This is a genomic window from Yersinia bercovieri ATCC 43970, from assembly GCF_013282745.1.
Lineage (GTDB): Bacteria > Pseudomonadota > Gammaproteobacteria > Enterobacterales > Enterobacteriaceae > Yersinia > Yersinia bercovieri.
The window spans coordinates 3,874,107-3,888,558 of record NZ_CP054044.1; the positions used below are offsets into that span (position 1 = coordinate 3,874,107).

Genomic DNA, 14,452 nt, shown 5'->3' on the forward strand with positions numbered 1-14,452 from the left:
CGCGTAAAACACAAAAAAAGGGAGGCATAAGCCCCCCTTTTGCACTCCCCTAGCCTGAATTAATGGTTACGAATATACTCGTCCATATCTGTTTTCAGGTTATCAGATTTTGTCCCGAAGATAGCCTGAACACCAGAGCCGGCGACCACAACGCCCGCAGCACCCAGCTTCTTCAGACCAGCCTGGTCAACCTTAGATATATCCGCCACGCTAACACGCAGACGGGTAATACATGCATCTAGGTTAGTGATGTTCTCTTTACCGCCAAACGCGTTAACCAGTGCCGCTGACATTTCTGTGCCGCTCTGTGTCGTTTGTTCAGTAGAAGAGTCTTCACGGCCTGGTGTTTTCAGATCCAGTTTGGCAATCAGCACACGGAAGATGGTGTAGTACACCAGACCGTAGCAGATACCTACCAGAGGGAACAGCCAGATACGGCTGCTGTTGCCGCTCAGTACGATGAAGTCGATCAAGCCGTGGGAGAAGCTAGTACCGTCACGCATCCCAAGCAGGATACAGATTGGGAACGCCAGACCGGCCAGAATTGCATGGATAACATACAAAATTGGCGCCACGAACATGAAGGAGAATTCGATTGGCTCGGTGATACCGGTCAGGAATGAGGTCAGTGCTGCGGAGATCATAATCCCGCCCACTTTTGCCCGGTTTTCCGGTTTAGCTGAGTGCCAAATCGCAATCGCTGCCGCTGGCAAACCGTACATTTTGAACAGGAAACCACCAGAGAGTTTACCCGCAGTTGGGTCACCCGCCATATAACGTGGAATGTCACCGTGGAATACCTGACCCGCAGCATTGGTGTACTCACCAATTTGCATTTGGAATGGTACGTTCCAGATATGGTGCAGACCGAATGGTACTAACGCACGTTCAACCACGCCGTAGATACCAAACGCGACAACGGAGTTCTGATAAGCAGCCCACTGGGAGAATGTCTGGATAGCCGTACCGATTGGTGGCCATACGAAAGACAAAATCACGCCCACGAAGATCGCGGTGAAACCAGAGATAATCGGAACGAAACGTTTACCCGCAAAGAAGCCCAGATATTCAGGTAACTGAATACGGTAGAAGCGGTTAAACATGTAGGCGGCTATCGCACCTGCGATGATCCCGCCCAATACCCCGGTATCAGCTAAATGCTTAGCAGCAATCTCTTCTGCTGGCAGATGCAAGACCAGTGGTGCTACCACAGCCATGGTTTTCACCATGATGCCGTAAGCAACAACTGCCGCCAACGCGGATACACCGTCGTTATTGGTAAAGCCAAGTGCAACGCCAATAGCAAAGATTAATGCCATGTTAGCAAAAACGGAACCGCCCGCTTCTGCCATTACGTGAGAGACTACCGTTGGTAGCCAGCTAAAATTCGCGGAACCGACACCCAGCAGAATACCTGCGATGGGTAAGACGGATACCGGTAGCATTAGCGATTTACCTACCTTTTGCAGGTTTGCAAATGCGTTTTTAAACATAGTGAGTGAGCTCCTGAGTAATAGTGCTTTTTTCTGCTTTTTCTCGCGTTTATTGGCGTTACAAAGGGGGGAGTAAGCCTTTGCGAATAAGAGTGTCTAAAGCACCCCTTTAATTTTTACGAAGAGTAAAATAAATAGCCTGCTTAATGTTTGATGGCAGTCACGTTTCTTTCAAGAAAGCGCTGATTTTGCTTAAAACCGTACATTTTTTGTAAAAAAACGTCAATAATACCTGCCCTCACCCAATAAATCGGGTGAGAACATTACTCGTTTCGGCGATTAATTACGAGCTTAAAAAAAAGTATTATTAAGGAAGTTAGCGCTTTTCACTGGCGAGTCGCGATGGTTCCAGATGAAACAGTCGACAGAAGTTGTCTGTGGTGGCTTCGGCCAGAGATTCAATACTCACGCCTTTCAATACCGCCATATACTCTGCGACATCACGGACATAGGCGGGTTGGTTCTCTTTACCACGATGAGGAACCGGTGCCAGATAAGGTGAATCCGTCTCTACCAACAACCTATCCAGCGGCACATAGCGGGCAACGTCACGCAGCTGTTCTGCATTGCGGAAGGTGAGGATCCCCGAGAAAGAGATATAAAAACCCAAGTCCAACAGAGTGGCGGCGGTCGCTTTGTCTTCTGTAAAGCAATGTAAAACGCCACCACAATCTTGAGCTTGCTCGTCACGTAAAATGGCGAGGGTATCTTCGCGCGCATCACGGGTATGCACGATAACCGGTTTGTTCAATTCACGGCCGATACGAATATGCTCACGAAAGGAGGCTTGTTGCAGCGGGATATTATCTTGCTGATAAAAGTAATCCAGCCCCGTCTCACCCATGGCGACCACATTGTCTGCCGCCGCCAGCTCTCTCAACTGCTGAAAATCATAGCCACCGTCAAGATTAAGTGGATGAACACCACATGAGAATGCCACATCTTTGCGTTCGCCAATCAGTGCTGTCATGGCTGAAAAACCCGGTAAAGTGGTGGCAACCGCCAGCACAAAGCCCACATCCCGCGCATTCGCTTTGGCTAATACATCATCAACGCTGCGGTGCAACGTCTGGTAATCAAGGCTATCAAGATGGCAGTGTGAATCGACTAACAACATAATATTAAACCCATTTACAACGAAGATAGAGTGGAATAGGTGCCACTGGAGAGTGCGGTTTCCCAGTTGAGCAATTGCTCGGTGAGTAACAATTCACGGTTGACACCGACCACAGTTAATAATTGATGACGACAATGGGCTAGCTGCTGAGCCGATTGTAGTAATGCCGGCGTGGTAGCCGCCTGTGCCAGCTGTTGCAGCAGGGGTAATTGATCCCGGTTCACCACAAACTCACTCGCGCCCTGCTGCCACTTCAAGGCGTCCAGTAGCAGCGAAGCGATCCACTGTAAGCGCTCAGCCGCATCGTCATGGTTCAATTGCGGTAATAGCGACAGTAGATCCGAATGACTTAATGCGCTACTGAGCGCGTCACATAGGGTGATTCGGATAGTCCAGCGCTCCGGTTGCAGCAGACGCTCTGCCGCCAGCGGTGCGCCTTCACTCAATTTAAGCGCCGCCAGTGCCGCAACAGGTTCAGCTTGAAGCTGGCGTTGCAGCCATTGCAGACTGAGTGCCGTCTCCGGGCACGCCAGATACCAGTAAAAACAGCGGCTACGTAAGGTGGCTAGCAAGCTCGCCGGTTGGTGGCAATCGAGTAGAAAATAGGTTTTCTCTGGCGGCTCTTCCAGTGTTTTCAGCAAGGCATTGGCAGCTGCATCTGTCAGCTGTTCGGCGTGAGGTAACCACACCACTTTGGCCCCACCTTGCTGCGCATGAGAGTAAAGCTTCTCGATCTGCTGGCGCACCAGTTCAACCCCGATGCTACTTTTACCTTTTTCCGCTGCCAGCACATACCAGTCAGGGTGATTACCCGCCAACATCAAACGGCAGCTGTGGCATTCGCCGCAGCTTTTCTCACCCTGGCGTTGCTGACACATCAACCAACGGCTGAGGCCATAAATCAGCGCCTCTTCGCCATTACCGGGCAACGCGTGCAGCAGTAACGCATGGTGCCCACGCCCGGCGATGTGCTGCCCTATCAACTGACGATAAGGCCCCGTTAACCAAGGATACCATTTCATTACAAGGTTTCCTGGCCAGCCAGCCATTGGCTCAGCACCTGGCTGATAGATTCGCTCACCTGTTCTAGCGGCTGTGAAGCATCAATGGTTTTGATGCTTGAGTCAGCAGCAGCCAGGGCAAGATAGCGCGCACGGGTGCGCTCGAAAAAGGCCAGTGACTCTTGTTCAATACGATCCAACTCGCCACGAGCACGGGCGCGGGCGAGACCAACTGTCGGCGGTAAATCCAGATATAGCGTCAGATCAGGGCGAAAATCGCCCAGAACCGTAGCACGCAATGAGGTCATCAGCTGGCTATCAATGCCCCGCCCCCCGCCCTGATAGGCCTGCGACGATAAATCATGGCGATCACCCACCACCCAACTGCCACGGGCTAGTGCAGGTTTGATCACGTTTTCAACCAGTTGCACGCGCGCGGCATACAGCATCAACACTTCTGCTTTATCTGTCAAAACTTCGCCATCGATGCCTTGCTTAATCAAATCACGCAGCTTCTCTGCCAGCGGCGTCCCTCCCGGCTCGCGGGTAAAGACAATATCGTTAATCCCCTGGGCACGTAGCGTGGCAACCACAGTCTCTCTGGCGGTGGTTTTCCCTGCCCCTTCAAGCCCCTCAATAACGATAAATTTACTGTTCATTTTTATCCTTTAGCGATTGGCGATAAACCCGCACCGCTTGGTTATGACTGGCTAAATTGGTGGTAAATGTATGCCCGCCCTTACCATCTGCCACAAAATAGAGGTAGGCAGTGTTGGCCGGATGGGCAGCAGCAGTCAAGGATGCCAACCCCGGCATCGCAATGGGGGTCGGCGGCAGACCGGAAATAACGTAGGTATTATAAGGCGTCGGGGTTTCTAAGTCTTTACGACTAATGTTGCCGTTATAATTCTCCCCCATACCATAGATGACCGTCGGGTCGGTTTGCAGCCGCATCCCCATGCGCAGGCGGTTGATAAATACCGATGCCACTTTGGTCCGCTCTTCATTTACCGCAGTCTCTTTTTCGATGATAGACGCCATCGTGACCAGTTCGCCCGGCGTCTTATAAGGCAATGATTTATCGCGCCCTTGCCAGATTTCATCAACCGTGCTCTTCATCTTCACGTGGGCGCGTTTAAGCAATGTAAGATCCGTGGTGCCAGCAGTGTAGGAGTAGGTATCTGGATAGAGCCAGCCTTCGGGGTGCTCACTCTCTTTCAGCCCCAGCAAGGTCGCGATCTCTGCATCACTCTTGCCCTCCAGCACCTGCTTCACATATTTTGATTGTTGCAGCTCATCCATCCAGTCACGCAGCCGTTTGCCTTCAACAAAGCGCACGGTAAATTGTGCCTCTTTGCCGCTGGCCAGCAGTTGCAACATCTCGCGCACCGTCATTCCGGGGGTAAAGCGGTAAGTCCCCGCTTTGAATTTAGCCAGTTCAGGTTCGATACGCAGTAGCCAAGGAAATAAGCGGGTATTTTTAATCAGGTGATCACGTTGCAGCAAATTCTCCAATGCCACCCGCCCGGTACCCGCCGGCAGCTTAAAAATGGTCTCTTGCGTAATCGCCAATGGCTGGTTGGCAAAATGCTGTACTTTTTGATAACCCAGCAGCAGTAATCCCAAACAGATCACCACCAACAGGATTATCGCTCTGGTGCTTTTTATTTTCATCGGACGGCCATCTTCACATTAAAAGTATTCATGAAAGCTATATTGAGTCACTCATGCATCACAGCAATGTTGACTCAGGAAATCAAACAGTTGCCGCGAATGATAAACCCAGTTATCGGCGCGATTTACCGGCAGTAGCGGCATCAGCGCATTACAAATAACCACTTCATCTGCATCAGCCAGGACACCCGGCGGTTGTGCCACAATCTCGACCCGCCGACCATGCGCCTCAAGGCAGGCCATAATCTGTTGACGCATGATGCCATCAACACCGGATTGGCTCAGATTGGGGGTAAATATCACCCCATTTTTACGCCAAAATATGTTAGCCGCACAGCATTCCACCAGCATACCTTCAGTGTCAAGCACCAGTGCCTCATCGGCTGTTGTGTGCTCAAGATGCGCACGAATCAGTACTTGTTCCAGTCTATTGAGATGCTTCAGGCCAGCCAGCAAGGGGTTACGCGCCAAAGGTACAGGGCTAAGTGCCAGTGAGACACCACGTTCACGCCAGCTATGGTAGTGGGCCGGATAATCACTGAGGGAAATAATCCGCGTCGGATGCTGACAAGCCGTGCCACTGTAGCCGCGCCCACCACTACCCCGGCTAATAATCACCTTCAGTACCCCCTCCTCGGTATGGTTTCCCGCTTCGACCATTTCTTGGGTCAATGCGTTCCAATTTACTGCGGGCATCAATAAGCGCTCAGTCGCCTGCTGCAAGCGCAGTATGTGCTTATCAAGCCACACCACCCGCCCGTGAGAGACCCTTGCAGTGGTAAAACAGCCATCACCAAACTGCACCGAACGGTCAGAAGCTGAAATCAAATTTTGCTCTACGCCATTAATCCAGAACATTCAGATTCTCTTTAAGTGGGATGCGATTGTTTGTCATCTGACAGTATCAGTTTTAAGCCAATGGATGTTTTCAGATCTGAGACAATTATTATTGAGGGATGTTATGAGGGTGGGTGGTTTAGCTAATAAAAGACCCGGAAAACCGGGTCTTTTAAGCAGCAGAAGCTTAACAGCCAAGGTTATACCTTGCGGAAAACCAAAGAGCCATTTGTGCCGCCGAAGCCGAAGGAGTTACACAGAGTGTACTCCATATCTTTTATCTGACGGGCATCATGGGGAACAAAGTCCAGGTCACAACCTTCATCTGGGTTATCCAGGTTAATGGTCGCGGGGATGGCCTGATCACGCAGAGCCAGCACAGTGAAGATAGATTCAACTGCACCTGCCGCACCAAGTAAGTGCCCAGTCATAGATTTGGTGGAACTGACCATCACTTTACGGGCATCTTCACCAAATACAGACTTAACTGCCTGCGTTTCGGCTTTATCACCAGCAGGAGTTGATGTGCCGTGGGCATTGATATAACCAATTTGAGAGGGGGTTACACCCGCATCACGTAAGGCATTCACCATGGCCAATGCTGCTCCAGAGCCGTCTTCCGGTGGAGAGGTCATATGGTAGGCATCGCTGCTCATACCAAACCCAACAACTTCAGCGTAGATTTTTGCACCACGTCTCTTCGCGTGTTCGTACTCTTCCAGCACCATCATGCCTGCGCCATCACCCAGCACAAAACCGTCACGCTCTTTATCCCATGGGCGACTTGCTGCCTGTGGGTTATCGTTGCGAGTAGACAATGCGCGAGCAGCACCAAAACCACCGACACCTAATGGCGTACTGGCTTTTTCAGCCCCACCCGCCACCATGACATCAGCATCATTGTAAGCAATGATACGTGCCGCGTGACCGATGTTGTGCACACCAGAAGTACATGCCGTCGCAATAGAGATGCTTGGCCCACGCAGACCATACATAATGGTCAAGTGGCCGGCAATCATGTTAACAATGGTTGAGGGCACGAAGAACGGGCTAATTTTACGTGGCCCACCATTCACCAATGAGGCGTGGTTCTCTTCAATCAGACCCAAGCCACCAATCCCCGAGCCAATCGCGGCACCGATACGAGGCGCATTCGCTTCTGTCACTTCAAGTCCGGAGTCTTGCATGGCTTGCATGCCAGCGGCAACACCGTACTGTATGAAAGCATCCATTTTGCGTGCATCTTTACGCGAAATGTAATCTTCACAATTAAAATCTTTTACTAAGCCAGCAAATCGCGTTGCATAGGCACTAGTATCGAAATGGTCGATCAGGCTGATGCCACTCTGCCCGGCAAGAACAGCTTTCCATGTGGATTCGACTGTATTACCGACAGGAGACAACATGCCCAGTCCAGTCACAACAACTCGACGCTTAGACACGGTTGTCCTCCAAGGAGGGAAAATAACGCTTAGGACAAAAAAAACTTAGGCGGTCGAATGACCGCCTAACTATCTAAACTAAAAGCATGTTCGCTTACTGCTGATTAGCGTTGATAAAATCAATAGCTGCCTGAACAGTAGTGATTTTTTCTGCTTCTTCGTCTGGAATCTCAGTATCAAATTCTTCTTCCAGAGCCATTACCAGCTCAACGGTGTCCAGAGAATCCGCGCCAAGATCTTCAACGAAAGAAGCACTGTTCTTCACTTCGTCTTCTTTAACACCCAGTTGTTCAACGATGATTTTCTTAACGCGTTCTTCGATAGTGCTCATACTCTTAAATTTCCTATCAAAACTCGCTTTCGCGATGGTTTTCGTAGTGTATAAAATGTTGAAAAAGATGCAACTAAATCTCGGCTGGTCAAACCACGATTTTACGCTATTTTGCGGTTTCCACCCCAAATAACGCAAATACTTTCGTGATTTTTAAATCATATACATGCCGCCATTGACATGTAATGTTTCACCAGAGATGTAGCTGGCCTCGTCAGAGGCTAAAAATGCAACAGCGCTGGCGATTTCTTTAGCTTGCCCAAGCCGGTTAGCTGGTACCTGGGCTAAAATGCCTGCGCGTTGATCATCTGTCAACGCCGTCGTCATGTCCGTCTCAATAAAGCCAGGTGCCACAACGTTGACAGTAATGCCACGTGAAGCAACCTCACGCGCCAAAGACTTGCTAAAACCGATCAGACCCGCTTTAGCTGCCGCGTAGTTAACCTGCCCCGCATTGCCCATTGTCCCAACTACAGACCCGATGGTGATGATACGCCCAAACCGCTTTTTCATCATAGCGCGCATTACCGCTTTTGACAGACGGAATACGGAAGTCAGATCGGTGTCAATAATATCTTGCCACTCTTCGTCCTTCATACGCATCAGCAGGTTATCACGCGTAATACCTGCATTATTCACTAAAATGTCGACTTCGCCAAATTCCGCACGAATCGTTGCCAAAACTGACTCGATTGATGCTGGATCCACGACATTTAGCATTAAACCTTTGCCACTATCGCCCAAGTAGGCGCTAATCGCTTGTGCACCCTTCTCACTGGTCGCTGTACCAATAACACGGGCACCACGTTCAGCCAATAGCTCTGCAATCGCCCGGCCGATACCGCGGCTAGCGCCGGTTACCAGCGCAATTTTTCCTTCGAAGCTCATGTTATCCTCTTTCTTGATTTTCAAGCGCACTCGTTAGCGTGGCAACATCGTTTACCGGCGCTGCGGCTAAAGTATCAACGATACGCTTGGTTAAGCCAGTCAAGACCTTACCCGGCCCAACTTCTAACAGCAGCTCAACACCTTCTGCTGCCATAAATTCAACACTCTCAGTCCAACGTACCGGATTATATAACTGGCGCACCAACGCACTACGAATAGCTTCTGGCGACACTTCAGTTTTCACGTCTACGTTATTCACGATAGGGAATATCGGTGCCTGGAACTCAATATTTTCCAGTGCTGCTGCCAGCTTATCCGCCGCAGGTTTCATCAACGCACAATGAGAAGGCACGCTGACCGGCAAAGGTAGAGCACGTTTGGCGCCAGCAGCCTTACACGCAGCACCGGCACGCTCTACCGCCTCTTTGTTACCCGCAATAACCACCTGACCCGGTGAGTTAAAGTTGACCGGTGAGACAACCTGCCCTTGCGCGGACTCTTCGCAGGCTTTGGCAATGGATTCATTATCCAGCCCAATAATTGCGTACATCGCGCCAGTACCTTCGGGTACGGCTTCTTGCATCAGTTTACCGCGCAGTTCAACCAGACTCACCGCCTGTTTGAAATCCAGTACGCCAGCACAAACCAGAGCTGAATATTCACCCAGACTATGACCGGCCATCATCGCAGGCAATTGACCACCTTGATGCTGCCAAACACGCCAGATAGCCACCGAGGCCGTCAGCAATGCAGGCTGTGTTTGCCACGTTTTATTCAGCTCTTCTGCTGGGCCTTGTTGCACCAACTGCCACAGGTCGTAACCCAGTACCGATGATGCTTCACTGAAGGTTGCTTCAACTATCGGAAATTGTGCGGCCAAATCGGCCAGCATGCCAAGGGATTGAGAGCCCTGACCTGGAAAAACACAAGCAAATTTCGACATTCTGCATTCCTGTTAAATCAAAAGAGTCGCTATTAGATCAAAAACGAACCAGCGCAGAGCCCCAGGTAAAGCCACCGCCAAACGCTTCCAGCAGCACGAGCTGCCCACGTTGAATACGCCCATCGCGTACTGCTTCGTCAAACGCCGCAGGTACTGATGCCGCCGAGGTGTTGCCATGACGATCAAGCGTGATCACCACTTTATCCATCCCCATGCCTAATTTTTTAGCCGTTGCGCTGATAATACGCAGGTTAGCCTGATGTGGCACCAACCAATCCAGCGCTGAGCGATCCAGATTATTGGCCTGCAATGTCTCGTCCACAATGTGGGCAAGCTCGGTCACCGCAACTTTAAAGACTTCATTCCCGGCCATCGTGACATAGGCGGGTTGGTCTTGCTGTTGGCGATCCTGATACGGCAGTGCGAGCAATTCGCCATAACGGCCATCTGCATGCAGATGAGTCGAAATGATACCCGGCTGCTCGGATCTGCCCAGCACGACAGCGCCTGCGCCATCACCAAACAGAATAATTGTGCCTCGGTCTTCAGGGTTCAGTGCACGAGATAGTACATCTGAACCGATCACGATGGCATGTTTGACCGCGCCGCTTTTAACGTACTGATCAGCAACACTGAGTGCGTAGGTAAAGCCCGCACAGGCCGCAGCCAAATCGAAAGAGGCGGCATCTTTGATGCCCAACATTTGCTGTACCTGACAGGCCGAGCTTGGGAAAGCATGGCTTGATGAGGTAGTTGCAACGATGATCAGACCAATTTCGTCTTTATCAATGCCGGCCATTTCCAAGGCTTTTTCTGCCGCCTGGAAACCCATGGTCGCCACGGTTTCATCCAGCCCAGCAATACGTCGTTCACGAATACCTGTCCGGGTGACAATCCACTCGTCCGATGTATCCACCATTTTTTCTAAATCAGCATTACTGCGCACTTGTACGGGCAGATAACTCCCCGTACCGAGAATCTTAGTATACATGTACGATCAGTCACTCTTGGGTAGTACCGCTTCAAGGCGCGCGGCAATCCGTTGAGGGACTTGCCGCTGCACCGCCTGTACAGCCTGTTCGATGGCGACTGCGAATGCTCGTTGATTCGCCGCACCGTGACTCTTGATTACGATGCCCCGTAATCCTAACAGACATGCACCATTATACTGGTCGGGGTTCAAATGACCGAACCGCTTTGCCACACGTTTTTGCAGCCAGCGCCCAATGAGTTTAAGCCACCAGGATTGCTTACTGCCTTCGCCCGATGATTTGAGCAGTGACAAGAACATTCTTATCACACCTTCCATGGTCTTTAGAGTGACGTTACCCACGAAGCCGTCACAAACCATTACATCAGTCTTGCCCGTCAGCAAATCATTGCCTTCCAGATAACCAATATAATTGATTGCCGGTGTATTTTTTAATACTGCGGCGGCTTCGCGGATATTATCTAGCCCTTTGCTTTCCTCTTCGCCAATATTAAGCAAAGCAACACGCGGGTTCGTAATTCCAACAACTTCTTCTGCCATCACCGATCCCATGACAGCAAATTGCACCAACATCGTACTATCACACTCAACGTTAGCGCCTAAATCTAATACCACTGTCTTACTGCGCTGTTGATTTGGAATGACACTCATCAACGCCGGACGCGCTATGCCATCCAGTGGCTTGATCATCATCTTCGCCAACCCCATCAATACCCCAGTGTTCCCTGCGCTAACACAAGCCTGGGCCTCACCGTTTTTGACTAATTCCAATGCTATGCGCATAGAAGTACCACGGCTGGCACGAATAGCTTGTGAGAGTTTAGCATCGCTGGCAATAACATGCTCAGCAGGGATGACCTGCAACCTCTCCAGCAACAAAGGAGCGGCATTAACAAGTAACGGAGTGAGGGTGTCGGGATCCCCGACCAGCAAGAGTTTTAGCTGTGGGTTAGAGGCCAGTGCCTGCAATGAAGCAGGCACTGTGACGCAGGGACCGAAGTCCCCACCCATTGCATCTAACGCCAGGGTTAGACAAGTCAAGGTATCGCCTTGCTAAAGATTAGCAAGTACTACTCAGCCGATAACCTTGCGGCCACGGTAGAAACCGTCAGCTGTGATATGGTGACGCAGGTGAGTTTCACCGGAAGTTTTGTCCACAGACAGAGTGGCAGTGGTCAGCGCATCGTGTGAACGGCGCATGCCACGTTTGGAACGAGTTGGTTTGTTCTGTTGTACGGCCATTGACCTTACTCCTTAATTACTTTTCTTTAAACTGGCTAATACGGCAAATGGATTGGGTTTCTCCACCTCTGCAGGCAGTTTACCAAATACCATGTCCGCCTCGGACACTTCACAGTGTTCAGAATCATGTACCGGAACGACAGGCAGTGAAAGAATAATTTCGTCTTCAATCATTGCCAGCAGATCAACTTCGCCAAATTCGTCGACTTCAATCGGCTCGTACGCTTCCGGTAATGCTTCAGCCTGCTCATCATTGACGATCGGGCTAAAACAATACGTTGTATGAACATGGTGTGCAAACGTGTTATTGCAGCGCTGACACATCAATGTTACATCGACGTCCGCATGACCTGTAATAACCGCCAGACGCTGATTATCGATATTAAACGATAATGAGGCCACGACATCGCTGTCCACACTTACCACTGAGTCGGCTACTCGTGTAACCTGCTCAGGCGAATAGATACCTGCGTAATCTAAACGTTTCTGAGCGGTACGAACCGCATCAATGGTCAGGGGTAATTTTACCTTTTGCATAGGGCGCGCATATTAACTTTGTAACGACATAGAGTCAAAGAAAAAGGCCGTTTTACTGCACCTTTCACCAATATTCGCTTCCGAAGCGGCAGACAGTTTAAAATGCCTGATTAAATTACGCTACGGTTTATGGAAAATATTATGCCGCAACTGGTTCTTGCTTCAACCTCATCTTATCGCCGCACCTTGCTCGAAAAGCTGCAATTACCCTTTATTACCGCCGCGCCAAAGGTCGATGAGACACCACAGCCAGGGGAAGCCGCTGACGCATTGGTGCAACGGCTAGCGCTCGCAAAGGCACAAGCGCTGGCTGCGCGTTATCCACAACATAGGATTATCGGCTCAGATCAAGTTTGTGTGATTAACGGAGAGATCGTCGGAAAACCCCACAATCATGCCAATGCAGTGAAACAATTACAGCAAGCCAGCGGGCAATGTGTCACTTTTTATACCGGTTTAGCGCTGCTAAATACAGCAACCAGCACCATTAATTGTCTTTGCGAAACCTTTGACGTCTATTTCCGCACCTTAAGTGAAGCGGAGATAAATGGCTATTTGATACGAGAACAACCGTGGAATTGTGCGGGTAGTTTTAAAAGTGAAGGGTTGGGTATTACATTATTTGAGCGTTTGTCAGGCCGTGATCCAAACAGCCTCATCGGCCTGCCACTCATTGCCCTCACCCAAATGTTAATTGAGCAAGGGGTAAATCCATTACTGTAAGCGGCTTTAAACGGCCGTTTTCTTACGCAGTATCAGCAAGCAATGACGTAACTGGTTATCCAGCGGTGCTTCAATGCGCATTGTTTCACCGGTATTCGGATGCTCAAAACGTAATGCCGCAGCATGTAGGAATAGACGATGCAGCCCAGTCCCTTGCAATTGTTGATCAAACTCACGGTCACCATAGCGGTCATCAAATGCGATTGGATGGCCTGCATGTAGCGCATGTACGCGAATCTGGTGGGTACGGCCAGTGATTGGGCTGGCTTTAACCAGAGTCGCGTGCTCAAAGCGCTCTTCTACTTTAAAGCGCGTTTCTGAAGGTTTACCTTCGCTGCTGACTTTCACCACCCGCTCGCCACTTTGCATAATATTTTTCAGCAACGGTGCCTGCACTGCTTTGCAGTGGGATTGCCACTGACCACGAACTAGCGCCAGATAATCTTTCTGCATCCCTTTCAAGCGCAACTGCTCATGCAAAGAGCGCAACGCCGAGCGTTTTTTGGCGACCAGCAAGACACCCGAGGTGTCGCGGTCAAGGCGGTGAACCAACTCCAGGAAGCGGGCTTCGGGGCGCAGAGCACGTAATGCCTCTATCACGCCGAAACTCAAACCACTGCCGCCATGCACCGCCGTGCCTGAAGGCTTATTCAGCACCAAGAGGTAGTCGTCCTCAAATAAGATGCAATCGGCCAGCACCGCGACTTTATCAAGTTTAGCTGATATCTGAATCTCTTCACGCTCCGCAACACGCACCGGTGGCACGCGCACTACATCACCGTCGGCCAGTTTATATTCTGGCTTAATGCGCCCTTTATTAACCCGAACCTCACCTTTGCGTACGATACGGTAGATCATACTTTTGGGCACACCTTTCAATTTGGTGAGCAAAAAGTTGTCGATCCGCTGGCCCGCTTCATCGGCAGATATGGTTATTAATTGTACTGCTGGATTATTCGTTTTCATGGGGCGCGATTCTAAATACACCGAGGAATTAGCGCCACCCCTTTTTCTGTGCTTAACTGTCATTCTGACTATTTAAAGATAACGTTTGCGTACATTTATTGTTTAATAAGACAACGATAGCCGCCAACACTGTGTAAACAGTAAAATAATCTTTATGTAGACAGGTAAAGTCATCTTGCTATATCAGTGTCAGCAATGGAATAATGATAGTAATTCTGCGTTGATTCTCGTTAGACCAAGAGACTTGTGGAATAAAAAGATTTGCCT

16 protein-coding genes are annotated in these 14,452 nt (G+C 50.1%); 1 reads left to right on the plus strand and 15 read right to left on the minus strand.

Going from position 1 to position 14,452, the window contains the following annotated elements; all coding sequences use genetic code 11:
* Positions 1–59: 59 nt before the first annotated feature.
* The 14 genes from ptsG to yceD all read right to left on the minus strand — a co-directional run bounded on the left by ptsG (position 60) and on the right by yceD (position 12,496).
* Entirely contained in the window at positions 60–1,493 is a 1,434-nt protein-coding gene (gene ptsG, locus HRK25_RS17560) for a PTS glucose transporter subunit IIBC (protein ID WP_005273056.1), read from the minus strand.
* A 316-nt stretch (positions 1,494–1,809) separates the two neighbouring features.
* Positions 1,810–2,610: a metal-dependent hydrolase gene (locus HRK25_RS17565; protein ID WP_005273053.1), complete on the minus strand. Its 801-nt coding sequence runs from the start codon at positions 2,608–2,610 to the stop codon at positions 1,810–1,812.
* Positions 2,611–2,624: 14 nt separating this feature from the next.
* Positions 2,625–3,632: a DNA polymerase III subunit delta' gene (gene holB, locus HRK25_RS17570; RefSeq protein ID WP_005273050.1), complete on the minus strand. Its 1,008-nt coding sequence runs from the start codon at positions 3,630–3,632 to the stop codon at positions 2,625–2,627.
* A complete protein-coding gene (gene tmk, locus HRK25_RS17575) occupies positions 3,632–4,270 on the minus strand; it encodes a dTMP kinase (protein WP_032897379.1) in 639 nt (212 codons plus the stop codon). Before tmk ends, holB begins: the two co-directional genes overlap by 1 nt.
* Positions 4,260–5,285 carry an endolytic transglycosylase MltG gene (gene mltG / locus HRK25_RS17580; protein WP_005273047.1) on the minus strand — a complete coding sequence of 342 codons (1,026 nt, stop codon included), beginning with the start codon at positions 5,283–5,285 and terminating at the stop codon, positions 4,260–4,262. The genes tmk and mltG overlap by 11 nt, the downstream gene beginning before the upstream one ends.
* A gap of 51 nt (positions 5,286–5,336) precedes the next feature.
* The gene (pabC, locus tag HRK25_RS17585; protein WP_005273045.1) at positions 5,337–6,143 is read right to left on the minus strand and encodes an aminodeoxychorismate lyase; all 807 of its coding nucleotides are present in this window, start codon (positions 6,141–6,143) and stop codon (positions 5,337–5,339) included.
* Between the two features lie 179 nt (positions 6,144–6,322).
* Complete coding sequence (gene fabF / locus HRK25_RS17590) at positions 6,323–7,564, minus strand: beta-ketoacyl-ACP synthase II (RefSeq protein WP_032897375.1); 1,242 nt, start codon at positions 7,562–7,564, stop codon at positions 6,323–6,325.
* 94 nt (positions 7,565–7,658) lie between these two features.
* A complete protein-coding gene (acpP, locus tag HRK25_RS17595; protein WP_002220787.1) occupies positions 7,659–7,895 on the minus strand; it encodes an acyl carrier protein in 237 nt (78 codons plus the stop codon).
* A gap of 153 nt (positions 7,896–8,048) precedes the next feature.
* Complete coding sequence (fabG, locus tag HRK25_RS17600) at positions 8,049–8,783, minus strand: 3-oxoacyl-ACP reductase FabG (RefSeq protein ID WP_005273041.1); 735 nt, start codon at positions 8,781–8,783, stop codon at positions 8,049–8,051.
* A 1-nt stretch (position 8,784) separates the two neighbouring features.
* The gene (gene fabD, locus HRK25_RS17605) at positions 8,785–9,726 is read right to left on the minus strand and encodes an ACP S-malonyltransferase (RefSeq protein WP_032897372.1); all 942 of its coding nucleotides are present in this window, start codon (positions 9,724–9,726) and stop codon (positions 8,785–8,787) included.
* Positions 9,727–9,763: 37 nt separating this feature from the next.
* Positions 9,764–10,717, minus strand: a complete 954-nt coding sequence (locus HRK25_RS17610; RefSeq protein ID WP_032897369.1) for a beta-ketoacyl-ACP synthase III — start codon at positions 10,715–10,717, stop codon at positions 9,764–9,766.
* A gap of 6 nt (positions 10,718–10,723) precedes the next feature.
* Positions 10,724–11,758 carry a phosphate acyltransferase PlsX gene (gene plsX / locus HRK25_RS17615; protein WP_032897366.1) on the minus strand — a complete coding sequence of 345 codons (1,035 nt, stop codon included), beginning with the start codon at positions 11,756–11,758 and terminating at the stop codon, positions 10,724–10,726.
* A gap of 33 nt (positions 11,759–11,791) precedes the next feature.
* Positions 11,792–11,959: a 50S ribosomal protein L32 gene (gene rpmF / locus HRK25_RS17620; protein WP_002210931.1), complete on the minus strand. Its 168-nt coding sequence runs from the start codon at positions 11,957–11,959 to the stop codon at positions 11,792–11,794.
* A 12-nt stretch (positions 11,960–11,971) separates the two neighbouring features.
* Entirely contained in the window at positions 11,972–12,496 is a 525-nt protein-coding gene (gene yceD / locus HRK25_RS17625; RefSeq protein WP_005273034.1) for a 23S rRNA accumulation protein YceD, read from the minus strand.
* A gap of 141 nt (positions 12,497–12,637) precedes the next feature.
* On the opposite strand from yceD, the gene HRK25_RS17630 reads away from it, so the two are divergent.
* On the plus strand, positions 12,638–13,219 hold the full coding sequence (locus tag HRK25_RS17630; RefSeq protein ID WP_032897362.1) for a Maf family protein: 582 nt from the start codon (positions 12,638–12,640) through the stop codon (positions 13,217–13,219).
* Positions 13,220–13,225: 6 nt separating this feature from the next.
* On the opposite strand, the gene rluC is transcribed toward HRK25_RS17630, so the two are convergent.
* Positions 13,226–14,185: a 23S rRNA pseudouridine(955/2504/2580) synthase RluC gene (gene rluC, locus HRK25_RS17635; RefSeq protein WP_005273030.1), complete on the minus strand. Its 960-nt coding sequence runs from the start codon at positions 14,183–14,185 to the stop codon at positions 13,226–13,228.
* Positions 14,186–14,452 lie beyond the last annotated feature (267 nt).